General features: G+C 70.7%; 23 protein-coding genes and 3 tRNA genes. 11 read left to right on the top strand and 15 right to left on the bottom strand.

The annotated features are described in order from the left end of the window. Positions 1 to 88: 88 nt before the first annotated feature. The 3 genes from ABZ717_RS17730 to ABZ717_RS17720 all read right to left on the bottom strand — a co-directional run bounded on the left by ABZ717_RS17730 (position 89) and on the right by ABZ717_RS17720 (position 362). Positions 89 to 162, bottom strand: a tRNA-Val gene (locus tag ABZ717_RS17730). A 14-nt stretch (positions 163 to 176) separates the two neighbouring features. Continuing rightward, positions 177 to 247 (bottom strand) — tRNA-Cys (locus tag ABZ717_RS17725). 42 nt (positions 248 to 289) lie between these two features. Next, a tRNA-Gly gene (locus ABZ717_RS17720) sits at positions 290 to 362 on the bottom strand. A 182-nt stretch (positions 363 to 544) separates the two neighbouring features. On the opposite strand from ABZ717_RS17720, the gene ABZ717_RS17715 reads away from it, so the two are divergent. After that, the gene (locus ABZ717_RS17715) at positions 545 to 1,753 is read left to right on the top strand and encodes a molybdopterin molybdotransferase MoeA (protein ID WP_358511441.1); all 1,209 of its coding nucleotides are present in this window, start codon (positions 545 to 547) and stop codon (positions 1,751 to 1,753) included. 117 nt (positions 1,754 to 1,870) lie between these two features. Here the strand turns inward: ABZ717_RS17715 and ABZ717_RS17710 are convergent, their stop codons facing one another. Continuing rightward, positions 1,871 to 3,508: an MFS transporter gene (locus ABZ717_RS17710; RefSeq protein ID WP_358511438.1), complete on the bottom strand. Its 1,638-nt coding sequence runs from the start codon at positions 3,506 to 3,508 to the stop codon at positions 1,871 to 1,873. A 192-nt stretch (positions 3,509 to 3,700) separates the two neighbouring features. On the opposite strand from ABZ717_RS17710, the gene ABZ717_RS17705 reads away from it, so the two are divergent. Next, the gene (locus ABZ717_RS17705) at positions 3,701 to 4,252 is read left to right on the top strand and encodes a TetR/AcrR family transcriptional regulator (protein WP_358511436.1); all 552 of its coding nucleotides are present in this window, start codon (positions 3,701 to 3,703) and stop codon (positions 4,250 to 4,252) included. Between the two features lie 11 nt (positions 4,253 to 4,263). Here ABZ717_RS17705 and ABZ717_RS17700 read toward each other — a convergent pair whose 3' ends face one another. After that, positions 4,264 to 4,761: a GNAT family N-acetyltransferase gene (locus ABZ717_RS17700; protein ID WP_358511433.1), complete on the bottom strand. Its 498-nt coding sequence runs from the start codon at positions 4,759 to 4,761 to the stop codon at positions 4,264 to 4,266. Positions 4,762 to 5,129: 368 nt separating this feature from the next. On the opposite strand from ABZ717_RS17700, the gene manA reads away from it, so the two are divergent. Together manA and ABZ717_RS17690 are read left to right on the top strand one after the other, a co-directional pair. After that, positions 5,130 to 6,314 carry a mannose-6-phosphate isomerase, class I gene (gene manA / locus ABZ717_RS17695; RefSeq protein WP_358511430.1) on the top strand — a complete coding sequence of 395 codons (1,185 nt, stop codon included), beginning with the start codon at positions 5,130 to 5,132 and terminating at the stop codon, positions 6,312 to 6,314. A 76-nt stretch (positions 6,315 to 6,390) separates the two neighbouring features. Beyond that, complete coding sequence (locus ABZ717_RS17690) at positions 6,391 to 6,765, top strand: FKBP-type peptidyl-prolyl cis-trans isomerase (RefSeq protein WP_358511427.1); 375 nt, start codon at positions 6,391 to 6,393, stop codon at positions 6,763 to 6,765. A gap of 87 nt (positions 6,766 to 6,852) precedes the next feature. On the opposite strand, the gene ABZ717_RS17685 is transcribed toward ABZ717_RS17690, so the two are convergent. Beyond that, complete coding sequence (locus ABZ717_RS17685; RefSeq protein WP_358511425.1) at positions 6,853 to 8,028, bottom strand: acyl-CoA dehydrogenase family protein; 1,176 nt, start codon at positions 8,026 to 8,028, stop codon at positions 6,853 to 6,855. A gap of 193 nt (positions 8,029 to 8,221) precedes the next feature. On the opposite strand from ABZ717_RS17685, the gene ABZ717_RS17680 reads away from it, so the two are divergent. Then, positions 8,222 to 8,896, top strand: coding sequence for a TetR/AcrR family transcriptional regulator C-terminal domain-containing protein (locus ABZ717_RS17680; protein WP_358511422.1), 675 nt, complete (start codon positions 8,222 to 8,224; stop codon positions 8,894 to 8,896). On the opposite strand, the gene ABZ717_RS17675 is transcribed toward ABZ717_RS17680, so the two are convergent. After that, positions 8,889 to 9,470 carry a TetR/AcrR family transcriptional regulator gene (locus ABZ717_RS17675; protein ID WP_358511549.1) on the bottom strand — a complete coding sequence of 194 codons (582 nt, stop codon included), beginning with the start codon at positions 9,468 to 9,470 and terminating at the stop codon, positions 8,889 to 8,891. The two genes, ABZ717_RS17680 and ABZ717_RS17675, sit on opposite strands and share 8 nt — an antisense overlap. A 65-nt stretch (positions 9,471 to 9,535) precedes the next feature. Here ABZ717_RS17675 and ABZ717_RS17670 point away from each other — a divergent pair, with 65 nt between their 5' ends. Next, complete coding sequence (locus ABZ717_RS17670; RefSeq protein WP_358511419.1) at positions 9,536 to 10,720, top strand: MFS transporter; 1,185 nt, start codon at positions 9,536 to 9,538, stop codon at positions 10,718 to 10,720. Here the strand turns inward: ABZ717_RS17670 and ABZ717_RS17665 are convergent. Together ABZ717_RS17665 and ABZ717_RS17660 are read right to left on the bottom strand one after the other, a co-directional pair. Beyond that, positions 10,701 to 12,359, bottom strand: coding sequence for a hypothetical protein (locus ABZ717_RS17665; RefSeq protein WP_358511418.1), 1,659 nt, complete (start codon positions 12,357 to 12,359; stop codon positions 10,701 to 10,703). The genes ABZ717_RS17670 and ABZ717_RS17665 overlap by 20 nt on opposite strands. Next, positions 12,344 to 13,135, bottom strand: coding sequence for an ABC transporter ATP-binding protein (locus tag ABZ717_RS17660; protein WP_358511416.1), 792 nt, complete (start codon positions 13,133 to 13,135; stop codon positions 12,344 to 12,346). The genes ABZ717_RS17665 and ABZ717_RS17660 overlap by 16 nt, the downstream gene beginning before the upstream one ends. Positions 13,136 to 13,319: 184 nt before the next feature. Here ABZ717_RS17660 and ABZ717_RS17655 point away from each other — a divergent pair, with 184 nt between their 5' ends. The 3 genes from ABZ717_RS17655 to ABZ717_RS17645 all read left to right on the top strand — a co-directional run bounded on the left by ABZ717_RS17655 (position 13,320) and on the right by ABZ717_RS17645 (position 15,886). After that, positions 13,320 to 14,627, top strand: a complete 1,308-nt coding sequence (locus tag ABZ717_RS17655) for a histidine kinase (protein WP_358511414.1) — start codon at positions 13,320 to 13,322, stop codon at positions 14,625 to 14,627. Beyond that, the gene (locus tag ABZ717_RS17650; RefSeq protein WP_358511412.1) at positions 14,627 to 15,316 is read left to right on the top strand and encodes a response regulator transcription factor; all 690 of its coding nucleotides are present in this window, start codon (positions 14,627 to 14,629) and stop codon (positions 15,314 to 15,316) included. The genes ABZ717_RS17655 and ABZ717_RS17650 overlap by 1 nt, the downstream gene beginning before the upstream one ends. Before the next feature lie 123 nt (positions 15,317 to 15,439). Beyond that, entirely contained in the window at positions 15,440 to 15,886 is a 447-nt protein-coding gene (locus ABZ717_RS17645; RefSeq protein ID WP_358511410.1) for a carboxymuconolactone decarboxylase family protein, read from the top strand. Positions 15,887 to 15,919: 33 nt separating this feature from the next. On the opposite strand, the gene ABZ717_RS17640 is transcribed toward ABZ717_RS17645, so the two are convergent. Beyond that, entirely contained in the window at positions 15,920 to 17,035 is a 1,116-nt protein-coding gene (locus ABZ717_RS17640; protein WP_358511408.1) for a hypothetical protein, read from the bottom strand. Between the two features lie 117 nt (positions 17,036 to 17,152). Next, positions 17,153 to 17,650: a hypothetical protein gene (locus ABZ717_RS17635; RefSeq protein WP_358511406.1), complete on the bottom strand. Its 498-nt coding sequence runs from the start codon at positions 17,648 to 17,650 to the stop codon at positions 17,153 to 17,155. Positions 17,651 to 17,873: 223 nt separating this feature from the next. Here ABZ717_RS17635 and ABZ717_RS17630 point away from each other — a divergent pair, with 223 nt between their 5' ends. Further along, a complete protein-coding gene (locus ABZ717_RS17630; RefSeq protein ID WP_358511404.1) occupies positions 17,874 to 18,389 on the top strand; it encodes an ArsR family transcriptional regulator in 516 nt (171 codons plus the stop codon). A 47-nt stretch (positions 18,390 to 18,436) separates the two neighbouring features. Here ABZ717_RS17630 and ABZ717_RS17625 read toward each other — a convergent pair whose 3' ends face one another. The 4 genes from ABZ717_RS17625 to ABZ717_RS17610 form a co-directional block, all read right to left on the bottom strand. After that, on the bottom strand, positions 18,437 to 19,342 hold the full coding sequence (locus ABZ717_RS17625) for a carbohydrate ABC transporter permease (protein ID WP_358511401.1): 906 nt from the start codon (positions 19,340 to 19,342) through the stop codon (positions 18,437 to 18,439). A gap of 1 nt (position 19,343) precedes the next feature. Continuing rightward, a complete protein-coding gene (locus ABZ717_RS17620) occupies positions 19,344 to 20,291 on the bottom strand; it encodes a sugar ABC transporter permease (RefSeq protein ID WP_358511398.1) in 948 nt (315 codons plus the stop codon). After that, positions 20,291 to 21,634, bottom strand: a complete 1,344-nt coding sequence (locus tag ABZ717_RS17615; protein ID WP_358511395.1) for an extracellular solute-binding protein — start codon at positions 21,632 to 21,634, stop codon at positions 20,291 to 20,293. The genes ABZ717_RS17620 and ABZ717_RS17615 overlap by 1 nt, the downstream gene beginning before the upstream one ends. A 64-nt stretch (positions 21,635 to 21,698) precedes the next feature. Further along, entirely contained in the window at positions 21,699 to 23,540 is a 1,842-nt protein-coding gene (locus tag ABZ717_RS17610; protein WP_358511392.1) for a sugar-binding domain-containing protein, read from the bottom strand. Between the two features lie 174 nt (positions 23,541 to 23,714). Between ABZ717_RS17610 and ABZ717_RS17605 the strand changes: the two genes are divergently transcribed. Further along, positions 23,715 to 24,761, top strand: a complete 1,047-nt coding sequence (locus tag ABZ717_RS17605) for a LacI family DNA-binding transcriptional regulator (RefSeq protein ID WP_358511389.1) — start codon at positions 23,715 to 23,717, stop codon at positions 24,759 to 24,761. Positions 24,762 to 24,764: the final 3 nt, after the last annotated feature.

Here is a 24,764-nt window from a genome sequence, read left to right as displayed (position 1 = left end):
CGAAAGCGGGCTCCCGGAGGAACCCGCTTCGATGATGATCTTCTTCGCCGCCACAGTCAGATAACTCTCTGACCCGCGGTGCTACTTGTGGGCGATACAGGACTCGAACCTGTGACCCCTACCGTGTCGAGGTAGTGCTCTAACCAACTGAGCTAATCGCCCTGGGTGGAACTGGGAGGTGGAGACGGGATTCGAACCCGTGTAGACGGCTTTGCAGGCCGCTGCCTCGCCTCTCGGCCACTCCACCGAGTACACGTGGGCGGGGTGAACCGCACCAGCGTCTCCTCCGAGCGGACGACGGGATTCGAACCCGCGACCCTCACCTTGGCAAGGTGATGCTCTACCAGCTGAGCCACGTCCGCGTGCTTTCGGGCCTGACCACCGGTTTTTGCCGGGGCCGTGCCTTGCCGCTGGTTAAGACTTTAGCGGAGATTCGACGGACGGCAAAATCGATGTTGGGCGGGGTTGGGTGCGGCGGTGGTCGACGTGCCGAGGGCACCCGGTAGCGTCCGCGACACAGGGCCCGGTAGGGACGGGGCGCACCTTGCCGGAGAAGGAGGATCTGACCGTGGCGGAGGAGTGCGGGAGACACCAGGGGGAGACGACCTGGTCAAGGGCTCGGGAGCTGGCCCGGGGACTGGGGGAGCGGCGGGGTTGTCCCGTGGTGGACCTTCCGCTGGAGGGGGCCCTGGGCGGCCGGTTGGCCGAAGACCTGAAGGCGTTGGTGGGACTGCCCGCCTTCGACGCCTCGGCGATGGACGGGTACGCGGTGGCCGGCCCACCCCCATGGAAACCGACCGGAACCCAACTGGCGGGTACCCCGGTGGCCGGACTGTCGTTGACCGCCGGAGAGGCGGTGGAGATCGCCACGGGCGCGCGGGTTCCCAAGGGCACCGAGTCGGTGTTGCCCTACGAACACGCCGAGGTCGTGGACGGGTGGGTGAGCGGGGAAGCGCCGCCCGGCCGGCACGTGCGCTGGAGCGGTGAGGAGACCGCCCCCGGCGAGACCGTGCTGGAGGCGGGCACCGAGGTCACCCCGGCGGCGCTGGGACTGGCCGCCTCGCTGGGGCACGACACGCTGCCGGTGCGGCTGCCCACCGTGGAGGTACTGGTCACCGGGGACGAGATCACCGCCGACGGACTACCGGGGGAGGGAGCGGTACGTGACGCCATCGGCCCGCTGATGCCCGGGGTGGTGTCCTGGGCGGGCGGCCGACTGCTGCGTACGCGCCACCTGGGTGACGGCCATGACGACCTGCGCGAGGCGTTGATCGGGGGCGGGGCCGACGTGGTGGTGGTGTGCGGATCCTCCTCCAAGGGCCCGGCCGACCATCTGCGCGCCGTCCTGAACGGACTCGGAGCGAACGTGGTGGTGGACGGGGTGGCCTGTAGACCGGGACACCCGCAGTTGTTGGCGCACACCGAGGAGACCGTCTTCGTGGGTCTGCCCGGCAATCCGAACGCCGCGCTGGTCGCCTCCCTCACACTGCTGGTCCCACTGCTGGCCGGGATGGTCCGCCGGGACGAGGCGACCCTGGGGTTGGGTCGAGCGCCGTTGGTCGGTGAGGTCCGAGGACGGAACGGGGGGCGGACCCGGCTGGTGGCGGTGCGCGTGGTGGACGGTCGCGCCGAACCGGTGGGTCACGACCGACCGGGGAGTCTGCGAGGGGCCGCGCTGGCCCGGGCCTACGCGGTGGTCCCACCGGAAGGCCCGGGGACGGATGTGGAACTACTCCGGTTGCCGGGGACGTAGGCCCCCGCCGGTTCCGTCCCTCGGCGTGGAGTCGGGGACCTCGGTCACCGATCGGATGTGCCATGAACCACAGGGGGCGGCCCCGGGGAGAACACGCTCCCCGGGGCCGCCCCTACCTCACCGAACCCGGGCTCGTGCGCCCTCTTCGGATTCGGACACCTGGGTCGAGGCCGGGACCGGGGTCTCCACGGCCGGGTTGCCCCGCCCTCGCAGCAGGAACCAGGCTTGAACGGCCGCGACCAGCACGATCACCACGGCGATCGTCGAGGTCAGGTGCATGCCGTCGGTGAACGCGGCCCGCGCGCCGTCCATCAGGGCCGCGCCCGCGCCACCGCCCACCTGGTCCGCGGCGGTGGCCGCGCCGCCCAACGTCTCCCGTGCCGCCTCGGTGGCCGCGGTCGGAACCCCGTCCAGTTCGGTCAGGTTGGTCCGGTAGAACGCGGTCAGCACACTGCCCAGCACGGCCACACCGAGCGCTCCGCCCATCTCGTAGGCGGTCTCGGAGATCGCCGAGGCGGCGCCTGCCCGCTTGGGCGGGGCCGCGGACATGATGGCGCCGTTGGTCAGGGTCTCGGCGAAACCGGTGCCCAGGGCGATCAGCGCGAACGCCGTGGCGACCAGGACCACACCACGAGTGACGTCGTCGGCGGGCGTGAACAGCAGGGCGGCGAACCCGCTCGCGGTGACGGTCAGGGACACCCCGAGCACGGTGGACAGGCTCAGGTGGCGGGCCACCCGGGCGGCGACCAGGCCGGCGACGACGGAGATCACCAGACCGGGCACCAGCACGATGCCGGCGCGCATGGGCGAGACACCGAGGACCAGTTGCAGGTACTGGGTGAGGAAGAACAGCGACCCCACCATCGAGAACACGATCATCAGGTTGGTGACCACGGCGACGCTGAACACCCGTGAGCGGAACAGGTCGACGTCGATGAGCGGGTCCGCGAGCTTGCGCTGGCGTCGGACGAACAGGTAGCCCAGGGCCAGGCCGAGCACGAGGGAGACGACCGGCGCCACCGTCAGGCCCTCGGAGGCCAGCTTCTTGATCCCGTACACGACGGGCAGCATGGCGCCGAGCGACAGCACCACGCTGACCAGGTCGATCCGGCCGGAGTCGGTGTTGCGCGACTCGCGCACCAGCAACGGCACCAGGATCAGGATGAGCGCCATCACCGGCAGGTTGATCAGGAACACCGAGCCCCAGAAGAAGTGTTCCAGCAACCAGCCGCCCAGGATCGGGCCGAGGGCGGCGCCACCGGAGAACCCGGACGCCCAGATCGCGATGGCGAGCAGGCGCTGGCGTGGGTCCAGGAAGATGTTGCGCAGCAACGACAGGGTCGAGGGCATCAGTGAGGCGCCCGCGACGCCCAGCAGGGCGCGGGCGACGATCAGGGTCTCGGCGTTGGGCGCGAAGGCCGCGAGCAGGGAGGCCACGCCGAAGGCGGCCGATCCCGTCATCAGCAGGCGTCGTCGCCCGATCCGGTCACCGAGCGAACCCATGGTGATCAGCAGGCCGGCCAGGATGAAGCCGTAGATGTCGACGATCCACAGCAGTTGACCGGAGGTGGGGCGAAGCGCCTCGCTCAGCGCGGGTACGGCGAACCCCAACACGGTCATGTCGACCGAGATCAGGACCACGGGCAGGACCAGGACCGCGAGTGCGGCCCACTCGCGCGGACCCGCGAGCGCGGGCGGGGCCCCGTCGCCCCCGTGTGCGCGGACAGGGCCGTTTCCGGCCTTGGCGGAACTCATCTTTCCCTCGTTATCGGATCGCAGGGTCTCGCGCGACTCGTGTGAGGGCGCGGAGGTGGCCCGGGACGCGAGGTGTCGTCGTGTCCGGGCTGGGCGGGAAGTCTGGTCGACCGGTCGGGCCGCGGGACGCAGGACCGGGACTCTTCAACCGTCCAGCCGGTACAGTACCGTCCAGCCGGTACAGTGTCAATCGTGAGTACTTCGAACACACGTGACCGCATCCTCGACTCGCTCCAGGACATCCTCGTCGGCGTCGGTTACTCCGCGGTGACCCTGGAGGCCGTGGCGCGCGACGCCCAGGTGTCCAAGGGGGGACTGCTGTACCACTTCCCCTCCAAGGCCGCCCTGATGAACGGGCTGGTCCAGCGGCTGGTCGAGCTCGCCGAGGCCGAGTTCAAGGAGGCCCGGGAGGGCGGGGAGGGCGTGGTCCGGGTCTTCCTGCGCACGTCGCTCCCGCAGAGCCCCGAGGAACGGGAACTGTACTGGGCGCTCATCGCCGCCCTGCGCAGCCACGAGGAGTTGGAGGAGGAGGCGGTCCGGCACGTGCAGTACCTGTTCGCGCACTGGCGTGACCTTCTGCACGAGGAGCTCACCGACCCCGTTCTCGCCGAGATCATCCTGCGGGCCGGGGACGGCCTGTACATGGCGGCGATCGCCGGGCTGGGCCGACCCGACCCCGAACTCACCCAGAAGATGATCGACCGCCTGGTCGAGGAGTCGGACCGGGTCCGGCGTCACCGCTAGCCCGGCGGCCCCTACACCCGGTCCTCGAAGACCTGGACCTCGGTGCCGCGCACCGGCACGCGCAGGCTCCGCGTGAAGCCCTGGTCCTCGTAGTAGCGGACCAGGGCGCCGTCCCCACCGGCCCAGCAGTCCACCCGCACCAGGGACGTCCCCCGCTCGCGCGCCCGCCTCCGGGCGTGGTCCAACAGGCGTCCGCCCACGTTGAGCCCCCGGTGTCCGCGGGAGACCAGAAGCAGGTGCACGTACAGCTCGGGTTCGGCCACGGGCGGGGTGTAGGAGATGGGGGTGTCACTGACGGCCAGTGCCCCGACGGTCGTCCCGTCCACCTCCGCCAACCACAGTTCCTCGGCGGCGATCTCCTTCACCTTCGCCACCTTGTCGGGGTCGCTCGACCAGGGTTCGGTGCCCCACTGGGCGCCGGACCCGCGTTCGGTCAACCAGGCCACCGCCTCGTCGAACAACCGCGTCAGCGTCGGAACGTCCTCGGTGCCGCCTCGGCGTAGCCGCATGGGCTCACTCCCGTGCTCGTGGGGGCGTGTGCGACGTGCCCCGCCGGTGAACAGGACGCGTCGAGGGCATGATGCCGGCCCCGGTTCCCCTCGCGCCGGCCGTTTTCGTGGTCCCCTGTACGGGTCCGGAAGGTGACAATGTGGTGCTGTTCACGCGTCCGGGAACGTGGTTTACTTCCCAGTAACTTCGTTGCCGTAGTCGGGTTTCGTGCCGGTCACGGGCCTGCTTACCTGGTGAGGTGAAGTGTGCACTACCTCGATGAGTGGGGTGTGCCGGGTCGACCCGGGGGCCGCCCTTCGCGAGACTGTTCCCACCTCGCCGGGGTGTCCACGGGGTGAGAACACGTAGACGGGAAAGTGGGGAGCGGATGCACAGGCTCACCAACCAGGTACGACCGTACGCCTGGGGAGCGCGGGCCGCCATCCCACGGCTGTTGGGTGTCGAACCCGACGGCACGCCCCAGGCGGAGCTGTGGCTGGGAGCCCACCACGGCGCGCCCAGCACCGCGCACTGCCGGGACGGCTCCAGGCCCCTGCCCGAGCTGATCACCCAGGACCCCGAGCGCGTGCTCGGTCCGGCCACCACCGAACGCTTCGGCGCCCGTCTGCCCTACCTCCTCAAGTACCTGGCGGCCGAGGCGCCCCTGTCCCTACAGGTCCATCCCGACGCCGCCCGCGCCCGCTCCGGATACGAGGCCGAGGAGAGCGCCGGGATCCCGGTCGACGCCGCGCACCGCAACTACCGGGACCCCCACCACAAACCCGAACTGCTGCTCGCACTGGAACCGTTCGACGCCCTGTGCGGTTTCCGAGAACCCGCCGCGACCCACGCCGACCTGGTCGGTCTCGACTCCGACCTGTCCGTGCGGCTGCGCGAGGACCTGTCGCACCCCGACACCCACGCCGCGCTGCGCGCCGCCCTGACCCGCCTGCTCAGCCTCCCGGGCGCCGACCGCGGTCGGATGATCGACGAGTTCGTCGCCGAGTGGGTCGAACGCGACCGCGTCTGCGCGCACGCCGAGATCGTCGCCGACCTGGCCGCCCGCTATCCGGGCGATCCCGGGGCGATCGCCGCGCTGCTGCTGAACCGGCTCACCCTGTGGCCGGGCCAGGCCCTCTTCCTGCCCGCGGGCAACCTGCACGCCTACCTGCAGGGCACCGCGGTGGAGGTGATGGCCAGCTCCGACAACGTGCTCCGCGCCGGGTTGACCGGCAAACACGTCGACGCCCCCGAGTTGCTCGACGTGGTGGACTTCTCCGTCCTGCCCATCCCCTACGCCCGGCCCGACTTCCTCGACGGGCGCCGTGAGTTCCGCCCGCCCGCCCCCGAGTTCGCGCTGCACGAGATCGGCCCCGGCCGCGTCACCGCGCACCTGCCCGGGGCCGGACCCACCGTGATCCTGGTCCTGCACGGCGAGGTGGAACTGGTCGCCGAGGTCGGCGAGGGCGTCACCCTGAGCCGTGGTGAGTCGGTGTTCGTGCAGGCCGACAGCGGGCCCATCAAGGTCGAGGGGCGGGGCCACGTGATCGCCACGACCGTCGGGTCGCACTGAACCATTCCGGGACGAGTGCACCGACAACACCGATAACGTGGGCCTCGCATTTCACAGAAGCGAGAGGGGACCCGTTATGGCGCTTGAGCGTCCGGAGATCGACTTCATCGAGGGCCCGCCGCCCGCCGACCTGGAGGTCACCGACATCCAGATCGGCGAGGGCGAGCAGGCCGGCCACGGCAGCAGCGTCAGCGTCCAGTACGTCGGGGTCGCCCACTCCACGGGCGAGGAGTTCGACGCCAGCTGGAACCGGGGCGAGCCGCTCAACTTCCGTCTGGGTGCGCGCCAGGTCATCCCGGGCTGGGAGCAGGGCGTCATGGGCATGCGCGTGGGCGGCCGTCGTCAGCTGGTCATCCCGCCGAACCTGGCCTATGGCGACCGTGGCGCCGGCGGCGTCATCAAGCCGGGGGAGACCCTGGTGTTCGTGGTGGACCTGGTCGGCGTCAACTGACCCGGTTCCGTCCCGTCGGGGGCTGACACGGCAAGGGCCCGCGGCACGCCTGGGCGTCCCGTCGGGCCCTTGCCCCTCCCGCTCGTCCTACCCCAGGGTTGCGCCCACCTTCACGTGGCCCTTGAGCAGGTCGCGGGCGATGGTGCGGCGCTGGATCTCGTCGGTGCCCTCGAAGATGCGCAGCAGCCGGACGTCCCGGTAGAAGCGTTCGATGGGCAGCTCGCGGGTGTAGCCCATGCCGCCGTGGATCTGCATGACACGGTCGACGATCTCGTTGGCCTTGACCCCGCCGAACAGCTTGGCGATGGACTGAGCGTGTCGTGAGTCGCGCCCCTGGGAGACCTGCCAGGCGGCGTGCAGCACCAGCAGCCGCAGCGCCTCGATCTCGGTCTGGGAGTCGGCGATCATCCACTGGATGGCCTGCCGGTCGGCGATCGGGGCGCCGAAGGTCTCGCGGGTCTTGGAGTACTCGATGGCCATGTCGAGCAGTCGTTCGCAGCCGCCCAGGGCACGGGCCGGCAGCAGGTAGCGGCCCTTGCCGATCCACTTCATGGCCAGCGCGAAGCCCTGTCCCTCCTCGCCGAGGACGTTGGCGTGCGGGACGCGCACGTCCTGGAAGACGAGCGAGGCGGGTCGGCGCTCGCCCATGGTGTCGATGGGCTCGGAGGTCCAGCCCATCTCGCGGTCGACGAGGAAGCACGTCACACCACCGTTGGCGCCCTTCTCGGGGTCGGTGACGGCGAAGACCATGGTGAAGTCGGCCTCGTTGCCACCGGTGATGAAGGTCTTCTCGCCGTTGATGATCCACTCGTCGCCGTCACGGACGGCCTTGGCGCGGATGGCCTTGGCGTCGGAACCGGCGCCGGGCTCGGTGATGGCGAAGCAGGACTTGCGCTCACCGGCGATGGTGGGCAGCAGGTAGCGCCGCTTCTGCTCCTCGTTGGCGTAGTAGAGGATGTTGTCGGCCTCACCGCCGAACTTGAAGGTCAGGAAGGTCCTACCGAGTTCGATCTCGATGAGGGCCTCGCTGACCGCGTCCAGGCCCATGCCGCCGTACTCCTCCGGCGTGGCCACGCCCCAGAAGTCGGACTTGCGGGCCAGGGCGCGCAGCCGGTCGCGCTCCTCGGCGGTCAGCCCGGGAGGGTGGCCCTCGCGTTCGCGCCGCAGAACCTCGTTCTCCAGCGGCATCAGCTCCCGCTCGACGAAGGTCCGCACCCAGCTCTGGATGGCGCGCTGCTCCTCGCTCAGTGAGAAATCGATCACGGCTGCTCCCCAATAACCTAACGCTGTTCGGTTATTTGAGGGTACGGTGTGCCTCGCCCTCCCCGCAAGGGTGTAACCGAACAGTGTTAGGACGAATGGTCGCGGGCCCACCTCACCACGCCGTCGTGCGATGATCGGCGGACGCCGAGCCGGACGGGCCGGTGGCGGCGCAGCGTAGAAGGAGAGCCTTTCCGTGGCCCGACCCAAGACTCCGCTTCTGAGCAAGCCGGCCATCCGGCAGGTCGCGCTGACGCTCATCGACCGAGATGGCCTGGAGAAACTCTCCATGCGCAGGATCGCCCAGGAGTTGGACGTCCAGGCCGCCTCGCTGTACAGCCACTACCGCACCAAGGAGGAGCTGCTCAGCGACGTCGCCAACGAGGTCATGGCGCACGTGGACGTCAGCGAGTTCGAGGGCGGGGACTGGCGCGCCGGGTTGATCGCCTGGGCCCGTTCCTACCGCGCGGCGTTGGCCGAGCACCCGAACCTGCTGCCGGTGATCGCCTCCGGGCCCGGGCGTCGGGAGGAGGCGCTGCGCCGCGCCGACGCGGTCCACGGGGGACTGGTGGGCGCCGGATGGCCGCCGCGCTTCGCCACGATGATCGGCGCCTCCACCAAGTACCTGGTCGTGGGCGCCGCCACCAACTCCTTCGCGCGCGGGTTCGACGACGACGCGCGTGTCTACCAGGACCGTTATCCGAACCTCTCCCAGGCCCACCGGCTGGCCGAGGTCGCCGCGGAGATCGACGAGGACAGCTTCGAGCTGGCGCTCACCGCGTTCCTGGACGGACTGGCCCCGGTCTTCGAGAAGGTCCGGGTCGAGGCGGCCCAGACGACCGAGAGTGCGAAGGATCGATCCTTTAACTGAGGGCGGGTGCCTGGGCGTCGATCCAGGCGCACAGCTCGTCCAGGGCCGACTCCACGCGTTCGACGTCGCCGGTGATCAGGTGATCGGTCTGTAGGCCGGAGAAGGCCGCGTTCAGGAGGGTGGCCAGGTGCGAGGCCCGGCCTCCGGGGACTCCTCGCAGGGTCAGGCAGGAGGCGACGAACTCCGCCCGTCCGCGCACGAAGCCCATACCGGAAACGGGCAGGCGTTCGGCGGCGGCCAGCCCTTCGATCTCGCGGATGAGCCGGGTCATGGCGCGTTCGTCGACCAGGTTGCGCCGCCACGCCGACCGGACGATGTCACCGATCGGGACCGTCGGGTCCTCCCAACCCCCGGTGTCGAGCAGGGCCCTGTGCTGACGTTCGTCCAGGCGCTCCAACACCGCCGTGACCAGGGCCTCCCTGTCGGCGAAATGATGGGTGAGCACGCGTGTGCTCTGCCCCAGGCCCTGGGCGAGGCCGCGCAACGTGAACCCGGTGACCCCGGTGTGCGCGAGCTGGTCGATGACGGCGTCCAGTACCTCGCGGCGTCGTGCGGGGTCGGCCCTGCGCGGCATGCGCACCTCCTTGATCCCCACACTCTGGCACACAGCATTAGGGTAACAAGTGTTACCTTTATTCTATGCGAACCCCACCCCTCTGGCTTCTCGCCCTCGCCCTGGCCGCCTTCACCGTGCAGACCGACGACTTCGTCATCATCGGGGTCCTGCCCGCCCTGGCCGCCGACACCGGGGTCTCCGAAACCGCCGCCGGCCAACTGGTGACGGTGTACTCGCTCGTGTACGCGCTCACCGCGCCGCTGTGGGCGGTCGCCCTGGTCCACACCTCTCGACGCCGTGCCCTCATGGTCGCGCTGGCGGTGTTCGTCCTGGCCAACCTGGCCGTCCTCGGAGTGGACGACCACGTGACCCTCATGGTGCTGAGAGTGGTCGCGGCCCTGGCCGCCGCGGTGGTCCTGCCCCTGGCCCTGGCCGCGGCGAGCAGCGGCGCCCCCGAAGGCGAACGAGGCCGCTATCTGGCCACGGTGATGACCGGACTGACCGGGGCGGTGTTGATCGGGGTGCCCACCGGGACCTGGATCGGGGCCGTGGCCGATTGGCGCGCCACCTTCGTGTTCTGCGGGCTGCTGGGGCTGGCCGCCCTGACGCTGATCGCATGGGGCCTCCCCGAGACCGACCCCGTACCGAAGGAGCCCGACGAGAGCGCCCCCGGACGGTTCCGTCTCGACCCGGTCCTGATGGGGCTGCTCATGGTCACCGTGCTGGTGGTGGCCGGCAACCTGGGGTTCCAGACCTACCTGGCGCCCTTCCTGGCCGGCCTGTCCGAGGTCGAACCCCGGGACCTGGCCGTACTACTGGTCGTCTCCGGGGTGGGCGGGCTCCTGGGCACCCGGTACTCGGGACGGCTGGTGGACCGGTCCGGGCCCCGAGCCACGTTCTTCCTGGCGGGTGGGGTGTTCTGCCTGACCATGGTGGCGCTCGCGCTGCTCTGGCTCCTCGCGCCGGTGCACGTCGTGGTGACCGGTGCACTGCTGGTGTGCTGGTCGGCCGCGGCCTGGGCGCTGCCGCCCACCCTGCAGGCCCTGGTGCTCGATCGAGTGGAAGCCCGCACGGCGACCCGGGTCCTGGCCGTGCTCAGCAGCGCCGTGTACGTGGGTGCCGCGCTCGGCGGGGCGGTGGGCGGCACGGCCATCGCCCATGGGACAGGGCTGGTACCGTTCGTCGCCGCGTTGGTGGCCGGCGTGGGTCTGGCCCTGGCACTACCGCTCACCCGCCGACGGAGCCCGCTCAGGAACCGGTCGGCTTGATCTCCTCGTTGGTGGCCAACGCGCCGCGTTCCAGCCGGTCGAGCAGACCGCCCCCGGTCATGGACAGCGACTGTCGCGCGATCTCCTTGCCGTAGCGGATCCGGGTGAAGGTCTCCGGCAGCCGGCCCGCCAACCTTCGGTGGGCGACCCGCCCCAGCAGCCAGGCGGCCAGGACCCCGTTGAGCAGGGCCACCGGCACCGACCACCACGGCGCCCCCTGGAACGCCCCCCACACCAGGACCGCCAGGGTCGGCGACGACAGCGGCGGGACGGCGAGCAGCATGATCCACACCTGCACCTGGTTGTCACCGGTGTCGTTGGCGTCCACGCGTTTGTGGGGGTCGACGCCCGGGGTCACGGTCACCACCGACAGCAGGGACGCCAACCCGTTGCTCACCCCGACGAACACCAGCAGACAGGCGAGCACGTAGGGGACCGCCCAGTACTCACCGGAGACGACGATGGCCGCCGCGCTCAGCAGGGTCGCCGGCGGGGCGATGAGCACGGCGATGGCGATCTGTCTGCCGCGCACGTCGGCGCGGAGGGTGTCGTGGTCCTGACCGACCACCGTGAGCCACAGGGCCGTTCCGTCGTGCCCGTACATGTTCGCCCCGCCCATGCCCATGATGAGCACCGCGAACACCCCGGAGAACAGCATGACCTGGGGGATGTCGGTGAGCAGCCCCAACAGACCGATGAACAGGCCCGCGTACAGGGCCGCCCTCAGTTCCAGGCCGCGCCAGGGGTCCCGCCACCAGGAGCGCAGCTCCTTGCCGACCACCGCGCCCATCGGGGTGTCGGGCAGCAACGACCGCCGGCGCTCCAGGACCCCGGAGCCCAGGGGACGGGAGCGCCGGCGCACCCCACGCGTGGACACGCTCGGCGCCAGCAGACGCCCGGTGACCAGCACCGTCACCACGGTCAACAGCGCGAACGCGCCCAGCCACGCGAAGGCGGCGCTCCACGAACCCGCGGTCGCCGCGTCCACGGCCAGCACCGGCCAGGAGGTGGGCAGCACGGCCAGGACCGTCGCGGTCGTTCCTCCGAAGCCCCTCTCGGTGAGGGCCCCCGCCGCGACGAACGCCGGCTGGACCGCCACCCAGCCGAAGAACAGCCCGGCGACGATCAGACCCCACTGGAGCGAGGCGATCTCCATCCCGATCCGTGAGTGCATCGCGGCGCCCAGCGCCCGGAACACCAGTCGGCCCAGGGAGACCGAGAACACCACCAGCGCCAGCATGCCCAGCAGCCCCAGGAAGAGGGTCGCCGGATCCGAGGCATGGGCGTGCCAGACCAGGGCGGCGGCGGACACCAGCGTCATCGCCGGCCCGAACCCGGCGAACATGGTCACCAGCAGGCCCATGCCCACCCGGTCGCGGTCCAGCGGCAGGAGGGTGAAGTACTGCGAGCGCAGTACCCCCACCCCGTTGGTGATGGTCGGGCCCAGGATCCACGAGCCCGCCCACACCGCCAGGGCCAGCATCAGCAGACTCGACCGCACGGCGTCCGAGGCGGCGGCCACGGCCAGGAACCAGGTGGAGGCGGTGCCGCCCACGAGCAGGATCACCGTCAGCCACCGGGTACCGCTCTTGGTGTGCCGGCCCAGGGTGAACTTGAGTCGGATCAGGAGCTCAACCACGCCAGGTCCCCCTCTCCGACCTCGCGCGCTCCGACCAGCCGCACGAAGGTGTCCTCCAGGGTCGCGTCCGTCCCCCGCACCTCGGAGAGGGTGCCGTCGGCCAGCACCCGACCGTCGGCGATGATCGACACCCGGTCGGTGAGCTGCTCGACCAGCGCCATGACGTGGCTGGAGATGACGACGGTCCCGCCGCCGTCGGTGAACCGGCGCAGGATGGCGGTCAGCACCCGCGCCGACACCGGGTCCACGGCCTCGTACGGCTCGTCCAGGACCAGGACCTCCGGCGCGTGCAGCAACGCCGTGGCCAGCCCGATCTTCTTGCGCATACCGGTGGAGTACTCGGCGACCAGGACCCCGTCCCCTTCGGCCCGATCCAGCTCCAGCACCTGGAGCAGTTCCTCGGCCCGGGTACGGGTGAGCTCCCGTTCGAGACCGCGCAGCCGCCCCCAGTAGTCGAGGAGCTCCCCGGCGGTGAGGCGCTCCGGCAAGGAGAGACCGTCGGGGAGCACACCCAGGCGCCGTTTGGCGCCGACCGGGTCGGTCCACACGTCCACGCCCAGGACCCGCGCGGTCCCCGAGTCCGGGCGCAACAGTCCCACCGCCATCGACAGCGAGGTGGTCTTGCCCGCGCCGTTGGGGCCGACCAACCCCAGCATCGTGCCGCGGGGGACGGCCAGGGACACCCCGTCCGCGGCCCGGGTCTCGTTGAAGGTCTTGGTCAACGCGTCCAGCTCCAGGGCCGGAATGTCACTCGTGGGCGGGTCTGTGCTCTTCATGCCTTCCATGCTGGTCGTGGACACGGGCCGCGCGCATCGGCCGTACGGACATCCACGGCCGGTCGGGTGGACAGGCGGGCTCGCCGAATCCTCGGGTTCGGTGGCCACACGATCGAGGCCCGACGACGGGTGACCGTTCTAACCTGGGGTGGACGGCCGCGGTACATGGGGGAGGAGGCAAGGCGTGGAACCAGACCACCGAAGTCGCCGTAGCCGCCGCGACGTGGCCGTGGACGCCCTGCTGATCGCGTTCGCCGTGCTCTACGGCCTGGCGGGTTTCTCCTCCTACGGCGGGGACCTGCACCCCGTCGACCGGGTGCCGGACTGGGTGCTGTGGCTGGACCTGGCCTTCCTGCCACTCTCCTGCGCCGGCCTGTGGCTGCGACGCTCGCACCCCCTCACAGTGGCCCTGTGCGTCACCCTGGTCTCGGTGTTCTCGGTGTCGGCGGTGGGCGCGCTGGTCGTCGCCCTGATCTCGCTCGCGGCCTACCGGCCCTTCGTGCAGGCCGCGGCGGTCACGCTGTTGGCCGTGGTGTTGTCGCTGCCCTGGGTGCTGCTGGTCACGCCCTACCCCGCGGGCGCGATCGTGACCATGGTGACGATCGTCGTGATGCTCAGTGCCTGCCTTGCCTGGGGCACGGCGATCCGGTCCCGGCGCAGCCTGGTCGAACGTCTGCGCGAGGACGTGCGCCGCGAACGACAGATGCACGAGGAACGTCTGATCTCGGCGCGGGTGGAGGAACGCCGCCGGATCGCGCGGGAGATGCACGATGTCCTCGCCCACCGGATGTCGCTGCTGTCCGTGCACGCCGGGGCGTTGGCCTACCGCACGGAACGGGCCGAGACGGGGGAGGCCGAACCGCTGGAGCCCGCCGAGGTGGGGTCGGCGATGCGGGTCATCCGCGACAACGCCCACCGGGTGCTGGACGAACTCGGTGACATCCTCGACGTGTTGCGCTCGGGAGACCTGGTCGGGGAGGGACCGGAGGAGGACCGCTCCGCACCGCAGCCGCGCCTGGACGACCTGTCGCGGTTGGTCCGGGAGGTGGTCGAGGCCGGGGAGCGGGTCGAGTTCGACCTCGCTCTTCCCGAGAGCGATCGGCCCCGCGAACAGGTGCAGCGGACCGCCTACCGGGTCGTGCAGGAGGGACTCACCAACACCCGCAAGCACGCCCCCGGCGCGCGGGTCGCGGTCGCGGTGACCGGAGCGCCGGGTCGCGGGCTGGAGGTGGCGGTGCGCAACGTGTTGCCGATGGGCCTGGTGGCGCTGGAGCTCCCGGGGGCCGGGGTCGGGCTGGCGGGGTTGGGCGAACGGGTACGCCTGGACGGCGGACGTCTGGAGCACGGCCCGGAGAACGGGTGGTTCCACCTGGTCGCGGCCCTGCCCTGGCCCGCGGCGGGGGCCGGCGAGGGCTCAGGGCCCCATACGGAGGAGGCCGAGGCCGCGCGGCCCGGTGACGGCATGGAGAACGAACCTCGGAAGGTGACCTAGTGGCGACCGATTCCCCGATCCGCGTCCTGCTCGTGGACGACGACCCCCTGGTCCGCTCCGGACTGCGCATGATGCTGTCCGGAGACGGTGACATCACGGTGGTGGGCGAGGCCGCGGACGGGGCCGAGGTGCACGCCGCGGTCGCCGGACACCGTCCCGACGTGGTCCTGATGGACGTGCGCATGCCGGGGGTGGACGGGATCGCGGCCACCGAGGAACTGCGTTCGGGCGACGGTACCGGACCGCAGGTACTCGTCCTCACCACCTTCGACGCCGACGCCACCGTGGTACGGGCGCTGCGCGCCGGGGCCGCCGGCTACCTGCTCAAACACACCGAACCGGAACGGATCGTGGAGGCGGTGCGCAGGGCCGCCGCCGGTGAACCGGTGCTCTCGCCCGGTGTCGCGCGCACCCTGATGGACCGGGTGGCCGGGGAGGATCCGGCCGAAGGCGCCCAGGCGCCCCGTCGCGGGGAACGGGCCCGAGCGCGCCTGGAGCTGCTCAGCGTCCGGGAACGGGAGGTCGCCGAGGCGGTGACGGCGGGGTTGTCCAACGCCGAGATCGCCGATCGGCTGTACATGTCGATGGGAACGGTCAAGGCGCACGTGTCCAGCGCCCTGACCAAGCTGGACCTGAGCGGAAGGATCCAGTTGGCGTTGCTCACCCACGACGCCCAGAGCCCCGACTGAGCCGGAGGAACCACCCCGTGTCGCCGTGTGTCGAGGCGATTCCGCGTGGGGTGCACGGTTCGGGGGGCGCCCCCGGACATAGCATCGCCTTCGACGAGACGTTCGACCGAGGAGGTAGTGCCCGTGGCCGAGAACCGTGTGGTCTGGGGGAAGAAGGTCCCGCAGGTCTACAAGAAGCTCGACGAGGTCGACCAGCTCCTGGCCGAACACCTCGACACCACCGTGCTCGAACTGATCAAACTGCGTTCCTCGGTGCTCAACGGCTGCGCCTACTGCGTGGACCTGCACACCCGGCGGGCACTGAAGGAGGGCGAGTCGCAGCAGCGCCTCTTCCTGGTGCCCACCTGGTACGAGGCGGGTGACATCTTCACCCCCCGCGAGCGGGCCGCCTTCGCCCTCACCGACGAGATGACCGAGATGGGCGAACACGGGGTGTCCGACGCCACCTACGACGCCGCGGCCGGGCACTTCGACGAGACCGAACTCGCCGCCCTGATGTCCGCCATCGCGATGATCAACCTCTACAACCGACTGGCCGTGACCGGACGGCTGCACGTCAAGAGGCGCTGATGGGCAGGGGGTGGGGACGGTCGGGGTTCGCGGTCAGAGTTCCTCGCCGGGGACCCGGCAGTGCCCTGCCCCGTACTCCAGGGCGGACAGGGTCATCTCCACCACCCGGGCCCGGTGCTCGGCGAGTCGGTCGACGTCGACGAAGGTGCGCAGGGCGCCCGGGACCAGGGTGGCCAGGGCGCCCTCCACCAGGGGTTCGGTCAGCCGGGTGCGCAGCCCGGCCACCGTGCCGGGCCATCGGGCCTCAAGGATCGCGCCGTCGGCCACCGCGGTGTGCCAGACCGAGGTCAGGTACGGCTCCGGGATCACCCCGGACAGGCCACCGTGGTGTGCCTTCAACGCCGTGGCCAGGTCCTCTTCCGAGGTACCCCAACCGGCCAGGACCGCGGCCAGTGGTCGGTGCGCCTCGGGGACGTCGTGGTCCAGGTCGACCAACACCGGCGTGCCGAGGTTCCAGCGCAGGAACGGCAGGGCCCTGGGGGGTTCCAGGACGCCACCACGGTGGCGCACCGGCCCGGGGGCGAAGCAGACCGACCTCCGAGGCCCCTGCGTGTCGTTGCCGACCAGGCTCGGATGGTCCTCGTGTTCCACCGGGTTGGGCACCGCGACCAACGGGGCGAGGCCGCGCTCGCGCATGAAGCGTAGAACCGCGCGATCCCCGGGCACACCGGAGAGCTCGGTGTCCTCCAAAAAGCGCGCCAGCTCCACGGAGAGCCCCCGTGGCAGGACCAACGCCACGATGGGCGCGTAGGGGTTGACCACCGGGACCGCGCCGGCCCCGGTGAACACCGCCCAGCGGGCCAGGACGGCGGTGCGCGAGCCCCACTCGACGAACAGCGACACCGGTGACCCGGGGTGAGCGGCCAGGATGGTCCCCAGGGTGCCCGCGAACCCGTCGGCGAGACGGGCGTCGTCCTGCAACACCAGGTGGTGATCGGTGCGGTGGAGCGCGGCGGCCCCGAACGCCACCCGGGCGGCGCGCAAGGCGGTGGGCGGCCCGTCCGGTTCCGGGTCGGTCGCCACCCCGGCCCTTGGCAGCCCGGTCCGCTCGGCGAGCAGCGAGGCCCGTTCGGCGCGGTCGGGGTGGGTCATCACCACGGCGGACACGGAGGGAGGAGGCGCCCAAGCGCCGTCGAGGGGGGAGGCCATGCCCCCATTCTAGTTCTCCCGACCCGCTCCGGAGGGTCGTCCACAGGTTGTTCCCCTCGTCGGTGGGGTCTCCGCCCCGTTCCGGAACAGGCGGAACGGGGCGGAGGTCGGGTGTGGTCAGTTCGTGGACCGGCGGCGTGGTCCGTCCTGTTCCGGGGAGGCGGTGGGCCGGGGCGTGGTGGCGGGTTTCTCCTGAGCCGCCCGGTACCCGGCCCGGTAGACGGCTGTGGCGCCGCTCTCGCGGACGGCGGTCGGCCACGCCGCCGTGAGGCCGAAGACGATCAGGATGTCGATGGCGATCACGATCGCCGACCACAGCGGCATGGCGATGAGGAAGACCAGTTGGGCGAGCGCGTTCACCGAGGCCAGGAAGGCGCCGAGGGCCCGCGCCCAGGTGTGGCCGGTCAGCACCGCCGCGCCGGCGGCGATCATCAGCACGCCCCAGGCGCCGAACAGCAGGCCCCAACCCTCGTACTCCAACAGCAGCAGCCGTGACTCGGGGGCCAGGAAGAAGGAGGGGGTGAGGAAGGCGGTGAGCCCTTGGACGAGGTTGACGGCACCGATGACCACGAGCAGGATGCAGACGAAGTACCGCCAACCGTTGGCTGCGCGCATGTGATGCTCCTTACCGGTCGTTCGACGGGCCGTGGGCGGGCCGCTGGGGACGAAACCTCGGGTGGACAAGGGGCGAGCGGCTGCCTGGACCGCCCCTTCATCATGGGATACGCGCCGTCACGGGGACGGAACCGGTTGCTCTGGATCGGGCAAAGTCGGGCGGGTCTGTCCGAGCCCATAGTTCGTTCTTACGTAATCCCGTAGCCTTCGGTAGGCTGGGCGCGTGAGCCAGAGATCCACCGAGCAACGCCTCGCCGACCTGGAAGCACGGGTCGCCGAGCTGGAACGGCGTCCCGAGGCCGCCACCGGACCGAGGGGCGAGCCCTCCGCGACCGAGACCCTCCGGGTTCTGGAGACCCTCAAGGAGCACGGGCCCCGAGGCGGATCGGTGTTCTACGCGGGCCACCTCGAAACCGAGGAGGGACCCGTCGAATGGCAGTACGGCCTCGGCGTCGACAAGCTCGCCGAACTCGACTGGGCCTCCCTCGCCGCCGGCTTGGACGCCTTGGGCAACCCCGTCCGGCTCAACATCCTGCGGGCCGTGTGGTCGGGGATCTCCACCGTCGCCGAACTCAAGGAACAAGAGGGCTTCGGCACCACCGGCCAGATCTACCACCACGTCAACCAGTTGGCCTCGGCCGGTTGGCTCACCACCCGCCGCCGCGGCCACTACGTCGTTCCCGGCGATCGTCTGGTGCCGCTCCTGGTGATCCTCGTCGCCACCAAGGGTGTCCTTTGAACCCGACGGCGGCCCAGGCTCGGTGACCGGTGCGCTCCCTATACCGGCTACTGGCCGCCCATGCCCGTCGTGGCCACGCTGTTGACGATCTGTCGCTGGAACAGCATGAACACGACCACCATCGGCGCCGCCGCGACCATCGAGGCCGCCAACTGGGAGGCGTAGAACGTCCCGTAGGAGTCCAGGATGTTCGGAATGCCCACCGGCAGCGTCATCAGGGCCGGGTCGGTCGTGACGATGAAGGGCCACAGGTAGTTGTTCCAGGCGGTGATGAACACGAAGATCGACACCGCCGCGAGGATCGGCCGGGACAGCGGCAGGATCACCGAGGTGAACAGCCTCCAATACGACGCCCCGTCCATGCGGGCCGCCTCGTCCAGCTCGCGTGGTACCGCGTCGAAGAACCGCTTCAACACGAACACGATGATCGGCGCCACCAACTGCGGCAGGATGACCGCCGCGTAGGTGTCGACCAGGTCCAACGACACCATCTGCTGGAACAGTGGCACGATCAGCAACTGCGGCGGCACCACGATCGCCACGATCGTGAAGGCCATCAACGCCCAGCGCCCCCGAAAGTCCATCCGCGACATCGCGAACGCCGCCGGCGCCGCCACCACGATCGTGAACAGCGTGACCAGCACGGCGATGACCAGGCTGTTGAACAACCACATCTGGATGTTGCCCGCCGCGAACAGGTTTGCGTACTGCTCGAAGGTGAACCCTCCCTCGGGGACCAGGGTCGGCGGCAACGCCACCGCGTCGCCCTCGGTCTTGAACGAGGTGATCAGCGACCACACCATGGGGAGGAGCCACAGCACCGCGAGGACCACCAGCACCGCCATGGCCACGACCCGCGGCCCGCGTCCACCACCCAGGATCAGGTCGCGCTGTCGGGCCCGATCGCGGACCCTCTCGGCCCGCCGCGTCGAACGAACACTCCGCATGTCCATGTCAGCCCCTCCTCCGCGCGCTGATCCACAGTTGGAACGCGGCGACGCCCAGGACCAGCACCAGGAACAGGTAGGAGACGGCGGCGCCGTATCCGAACCGGTAGCCGGTGAACCCCACGTCGTAGATGTAGAGCAGCAGTGAGCGTGTCGAGTCGCCCGGGCCGCCCCCGGTCAGCAGGTAGATCTGGTCGAAGACCTTCAGCGAGGCCAGCATCTGCAACAGCAGTACGACCAACGTGGTGCCTCGCAACCGGGGAAGGGTGACGAACCACAGTCGGGCCCACGCCCCCGCGCCGTCCAGGGCCGCCGCCTCGTACAGGTGGTCGGGGACCGACTGCAGGGCGGCCAGGTACAGCAGGAAGTTGAATCCGACCGTCCACCACACCGTGGTCAGGGCCACCGACCACATCGCCACGCCCTCGTCGGTCAGCCAGCCCAGCCCTTCCATCCCGAACAGGCCCAGCACGCTGTTGAACAGCCCGAAGTCCTCCACGTACAGGAACTTCCACACCAGCCCCACGGTGGCCACCGGCAGCAGGAACGGCAGGAAGAACGACAGCCGCCACAGCCACTGCCCGGGCAGCCCCGTGTGCACCAGGACCGCCATGGTCAACGCGACCACCACGAGGGGGACCGTGGTGATGAGGGTGAACAGGACGGTGTTGCCCAGGGTCCGCCACACCAGTGGGTCGCCCAAGACCTCGGCGTAGTTGTCCAGGCCGACGAACGCGCCGCCCGCCCCGTTGAGGGCGATGTCGGTGAAGCTCATCCACAGGCCGCTCAGCAACGGCCAGACCAGGAACACCGCGTACACCAGCAGGAACGGCGCCAGGAAGACCAGGGGCGAATCGGCGAAGCGTCGCCGGGCGCGGGCCAGGGCACCGGGCGGGGGCGGCGGTGGCCCGGCGCCGGTTTCGGAACGGACGGGGGAGTCGGTGAGGGCGCTCATCAGGCACCTCCGGGGTCGGTACGGGAGGCCCAGGAGTCCAGCGTGCGACCGAGTTCCTCCAGCGCCGCCTCGGGACCACTTCCGGTGAGCGCGGTGCGCAGGGTCTGGCTCACGTCCGTGTGGAACTGCGAACCGGCGCCCGCGAACCACACCTCGGGGTCCAGCACCGGGGTCTCACCGGCCACCGCGTAGTCCGACTGCGGCGACAACCCCTGGTACTCCGGGGACTCGGCCACCGGGGAGTAGGCGGGGATGTGCCCGGCCTCGCCCCAGGTCAGGCTGTTGCGCACCATCAACGCCACGAACTCGTGGGTGGCGCGTGTCCGCTCGGGGTCCGTGTCACTCTGGCGGGGTAGTACGAACGCGTGCGAGTCGGCGTAGGAACCCGGCTGCTCGAACACCGTGGGGAAGGGCGCGGCCCCCAGGTTCTCCACGTGCTCCATGAGGTAGGGCAGCTCCCACTCACCGGAGATCAGCATCCCCGAACGCCCGGACGCGAACGCCGCGAGGGCGGTGGGATAGTCCTGGCCGGGTTCGGAGGTCCGCCCGTCGAACGCCTCGGCGAGGAACTCGAACACGCGCAGCGCCGCCTCGTGGTCGAGCCCGGCGGGCCCGCCCTCGGGTAGTTCCAGGGAGGCCCCGGTCTGGTTGTAGAGCATCCAGAACAGCCGCCACCCCTGGGAGTCGTCGTTGACGTGCCCGAAGGAGACCCCATCGCCGCCGCCGGCCTCGGCCAGCGCCCGCGCGGCCTCCACGAAACCCTCCGGCGAGTCCATCCCGATCAGGTGTCCGTCGCCGTCGAGCGCCCCGGCCCGTTCGGCGATCTCGGTGTCGTAGAACAGGACGACCGGGTGGGTGTCCATCGGGATCGCGTACGTGGCGCCGTCGTGGACGCAGCGATCCCACAGGTCGGGTACGAAGTCCTCGGCGGTGACCCCGAACTCGGCCAAGAGGTCCAGGTCGAAGGGTTGCAGCAGGCCGCCGGGCGCGTACCCGGGCAACCGGGACATGTGCAGGATGGCGGTCTCGGGGGCGCGCCCGCCCACCGAGGCCACCGCAAGCTTGGTGTAGTACGGCGGCCCCCACGCCAGGGTGCTGGAGGTGACCCGCAGGTGCGGCGCCTGTTCGCGCACCGCCTCCAACATGGTCTCCACGCGTGCGCCGTCCCCGCCCTGGAACAGGCTCCAGAAACGCACCCGGGCGTCGTCGGGACCGGGGGAGCAGCCGGTCGCTCCCAGGGCCGAGCCGAGGGCGAGGGCGCTCGCGCCCAGGAGCACACCGCGACGTGAGGGTGGGGGAGCCGAACCGGCCGGTGGTGGCGGTCTGTGGGGGGTGAGGGACATCGTCGGCCTCCTTGAGATGTCCTGGGGGGTCGAAGAGGGTGAGGAGAGGGGGAGCGGGGGACGGTCAGTCGTCTCGCGGGTCGCTTTCGAACGCGGCCGGTCGACGCTGCGCGGTCGCGATCCGGTCGACGTCGAGCTTCTCGCTCCGGTCGAACCGGTAGACGCCGTTGCGTTCCTGGAACACGTCGGTGAGCTGGGTGTAGCAGTAACCGAACATCTCGGGGTTTTCCAGCAGCACGCCGGTCAGCCCCTCGAAGCGGGTGTGGAACTCCTCGACGGTGCGAGGTCCGGCCCCGTATCCCCAGGACCCGCCGCCGTCGTCGGTGTCAGGATCCCAGCGGATCCCGCCGAACTCGCTGCAGAAGTAGGGCTGCCCGCGGTAGGGCACGGACCACTCGCGCCCGTCCTCACCACGGTTGACGTAGGGGTCGTCCTTGGCCGACCCGCTCATCTGTTCGCGGAACGCCTCGGGGTCCTGCTCGTAGCTGTGGGAGTCGTAGACGTCGGTCTCGGGGACGCGGTGGGAGTAGCCGGAGGCGTCCACCACCGGACGCGAGGGGTCGATGGCCTTGGTGGCGAGGAACATCGCGCGGGTGACGTCGTCCAGCGCGGTGAAGCGGTCGTGCAGCCGCTGGAAGGTCTCGTTGAGGGGGCACCAGCCCACGATGCTCGGGTGGGAGTGGTCGCGCTCCACGGCCTCCAGCCACTGGGTGACGTAGGAGGCGTCCGGGCGTTGGTTGTCGAGGGCGGCCGGGCCTTCGGTCGCGCACCCCCAGTCGCCGAACTCGCCCCACACGAGGTAGCCGAGCCGGTCCGCGTGGTAGAGGAACCTCTCCTCGAAGACCTTCTGGTGCAGGCGGGCTCCGTTGAACCCGGCCCGCAGCCCCAGTTCGATGTCGCGCACCAACGCCGCGTCGTCGGGGGCGGTCATCAGCCCGTCGGGGTAGTAGCCCTGGTCCAGAACCAGCCGTTGGAAGACGCGGCGGCCGTTGATCAGGATCGCCTTGCCCTCGATGGAGACCGAGCGCAGGCCCGCGTACGATCCGGCCCGGTCCACGACCTCGCCGTCGGCGTCGAGCAGCTCCAGACGCAGGGTGTACAGGTGGGGGTCCTGCGGAGCCCAGATGCGTCGTCGCTCCTCCGGGACCGTCAACGTCACCCGGGGCGCGACGTCGAGGTCGGCGCGGACCTCGGCCACGGCGACCTCCCCGTCCCCGTCTTCGAGGGTGGCGCGGACCCGCAGTCCACGGCCGGTCCGGGACAACGGCAGGCGCACGTGGAAGGCCCCGTTGGCCAGGTCGGGGGTGATGTGCGGGCGCCTCAGGTGCGCGTCGGGGACCGGTTCCATCCACACGGTCTGCCAGATCCCGGTGGTGCGCGTGTAGTGGCAGCCGGAGTTCTCGTACCAGGTGGCCTGCTTGCCGCGGGCCTGGTGGCCGTGCCTGCTGTCGCGGGCGCGCACGACGATCACGGCGTCCTCGCCCGGAGCGGCGATCCCGGCCAGGTCCGCGGTGAAGGGGGTGAAACCGCCGCGGTGGCGGGCCACCTCCACTCCGTTGACCCACACGGTGGTGTCGTGGTCCACGGCCTGGAAGTGCAACAGGGCGCGCTTGCCGGCCCAGGCCTCGGGGACGCGGACGGTGCGCCGGTACCAGACCGCCTCCAGGAAGTCGGTGTCGCCCACTCCGGACAGCTCGGACTCCGGGCAGAAGGGCACGGTGATGGTGCCGGAGAGTTCGGCCTCCCGTAGTCCGCGTTCCAGACCGCTGTCCCCGCGGTCGACCTCGAAGTCCCAGGCGCCGTTCAGGCACAGCCAGTCGGGGCGGGTGAACTGCGGGCGGGGGTACTCGGGGCGGGGCGGGGCCGTGGGCCCCTCCTCGTGCGGCGGCTGGATCTGCGTCGGCACGGGTTCTCCTTGCTGCGCGGTGGCTCTGTGACTGGCGTCACGGATATGGGAGCATACTTTTACATCGATGTAAATACCCGGAAACGGAGGTCGAGAGGGCTGCCGATCCCGGTTTCGTACCGGGGTGGGACGCGGGTTCGGTACGGTCCAGGGTGCTGTCGAACGGAGGTGGACGTGGGTACGAGGCCACGCATCAAGGACGTCGCGCGTCGAGCGGGGGTCTCGGAGAAGACGGTTTCCAACGTCATCAACGACCATCCCCACGTCAGGCCCGCCACGCGCGCCGCGGTGGAGGCGGCCATCGAGGAACTGGGGTACCGGGTCAACCTGGCCGGGCGTCACCTGCGTCGCGGCGAGACGGGTGTGATCGCGCTGGCCGTGCCCGAACTCGACCTCGGCTACTTCGCCGAGCTCGCCGACCTGGTCATCCGTGAGGCCGAACGCCGCTCGCGCACCGTCCTGGTCCACCAGAGCGAGGCCCGGCGCGAGAGGGAGGAGTCCGCCCTCGACGGGTTCGGGGCCGACTTCGTCGACGGGGTGATCCTCAGCCCGCTCGCGATGGACGACGCCGCGCTCCAGGCCCACGGATCCCGCCTGCCGGTGGTGCTCCTGGGCGAGGTGCCGCACGCGGTCCGGCACGACCACGTCGCCATCGACAACGTGGCCGCCGCCCGGGAGGCGACCGAACACCTCCTCGACGGTGGACGGACCCGGATCGCGGTGGTGGGCGGGCGCCCACCGGGCCCGGCCGGAACCGCGGAGCTGCGAACCCGGGGCCACCGGGAGGCGCTGGAGGCCCGCGGTATGTCCCTCGACCCCGCGCTGGTGCGACCGGCCGAGGCCTTCCACTGGTCGGACGGGGCCGAACTCGCCGCCGAGCTCATCGCCGGCCCCCGGCCGCCCGACGCGCTCCTGTGCATGAACGACCTGCTCGCGCTGGGCGCGATGCGGGCCCTGCACGACGCCGGGGTCCGGGTCCCCGAGGACGTGGCGGTGGTCGGGTTCGACGACATCGCCCCCGGGCGGTACGCCGTGCCCAGCCTGACCACCATCGCCCCGGACAAGTCGACCCTGGCCGGCGAGGCGGTGCGTCTGTTGGTGGCGGCGGTGACGGCCCGTCGCGGCGCTTCCACCGACGACCCCGGAGAGCCCCGGCGACCGGAGAGGGTCGTCGTCGAGCACACGCTCCTCATCCGGGAAAGCAGCTCCGCCGCCGGCTGACCG

Source organism: Nocardiopsis sp. NPDC006832 (assembly GCF_040635885.1).
In the GTDB taxonomy this organism is placed as follows: Bacteria; Actinomycetota; Actinomycetes; order Streptosporangiales; family Streptosporangiaceae; genus Nocardiopsis.
Note: the sequence above shows the minus strand (reverse complement) of the source record. Positions and strands in the feature narration are given on the sequence as shown.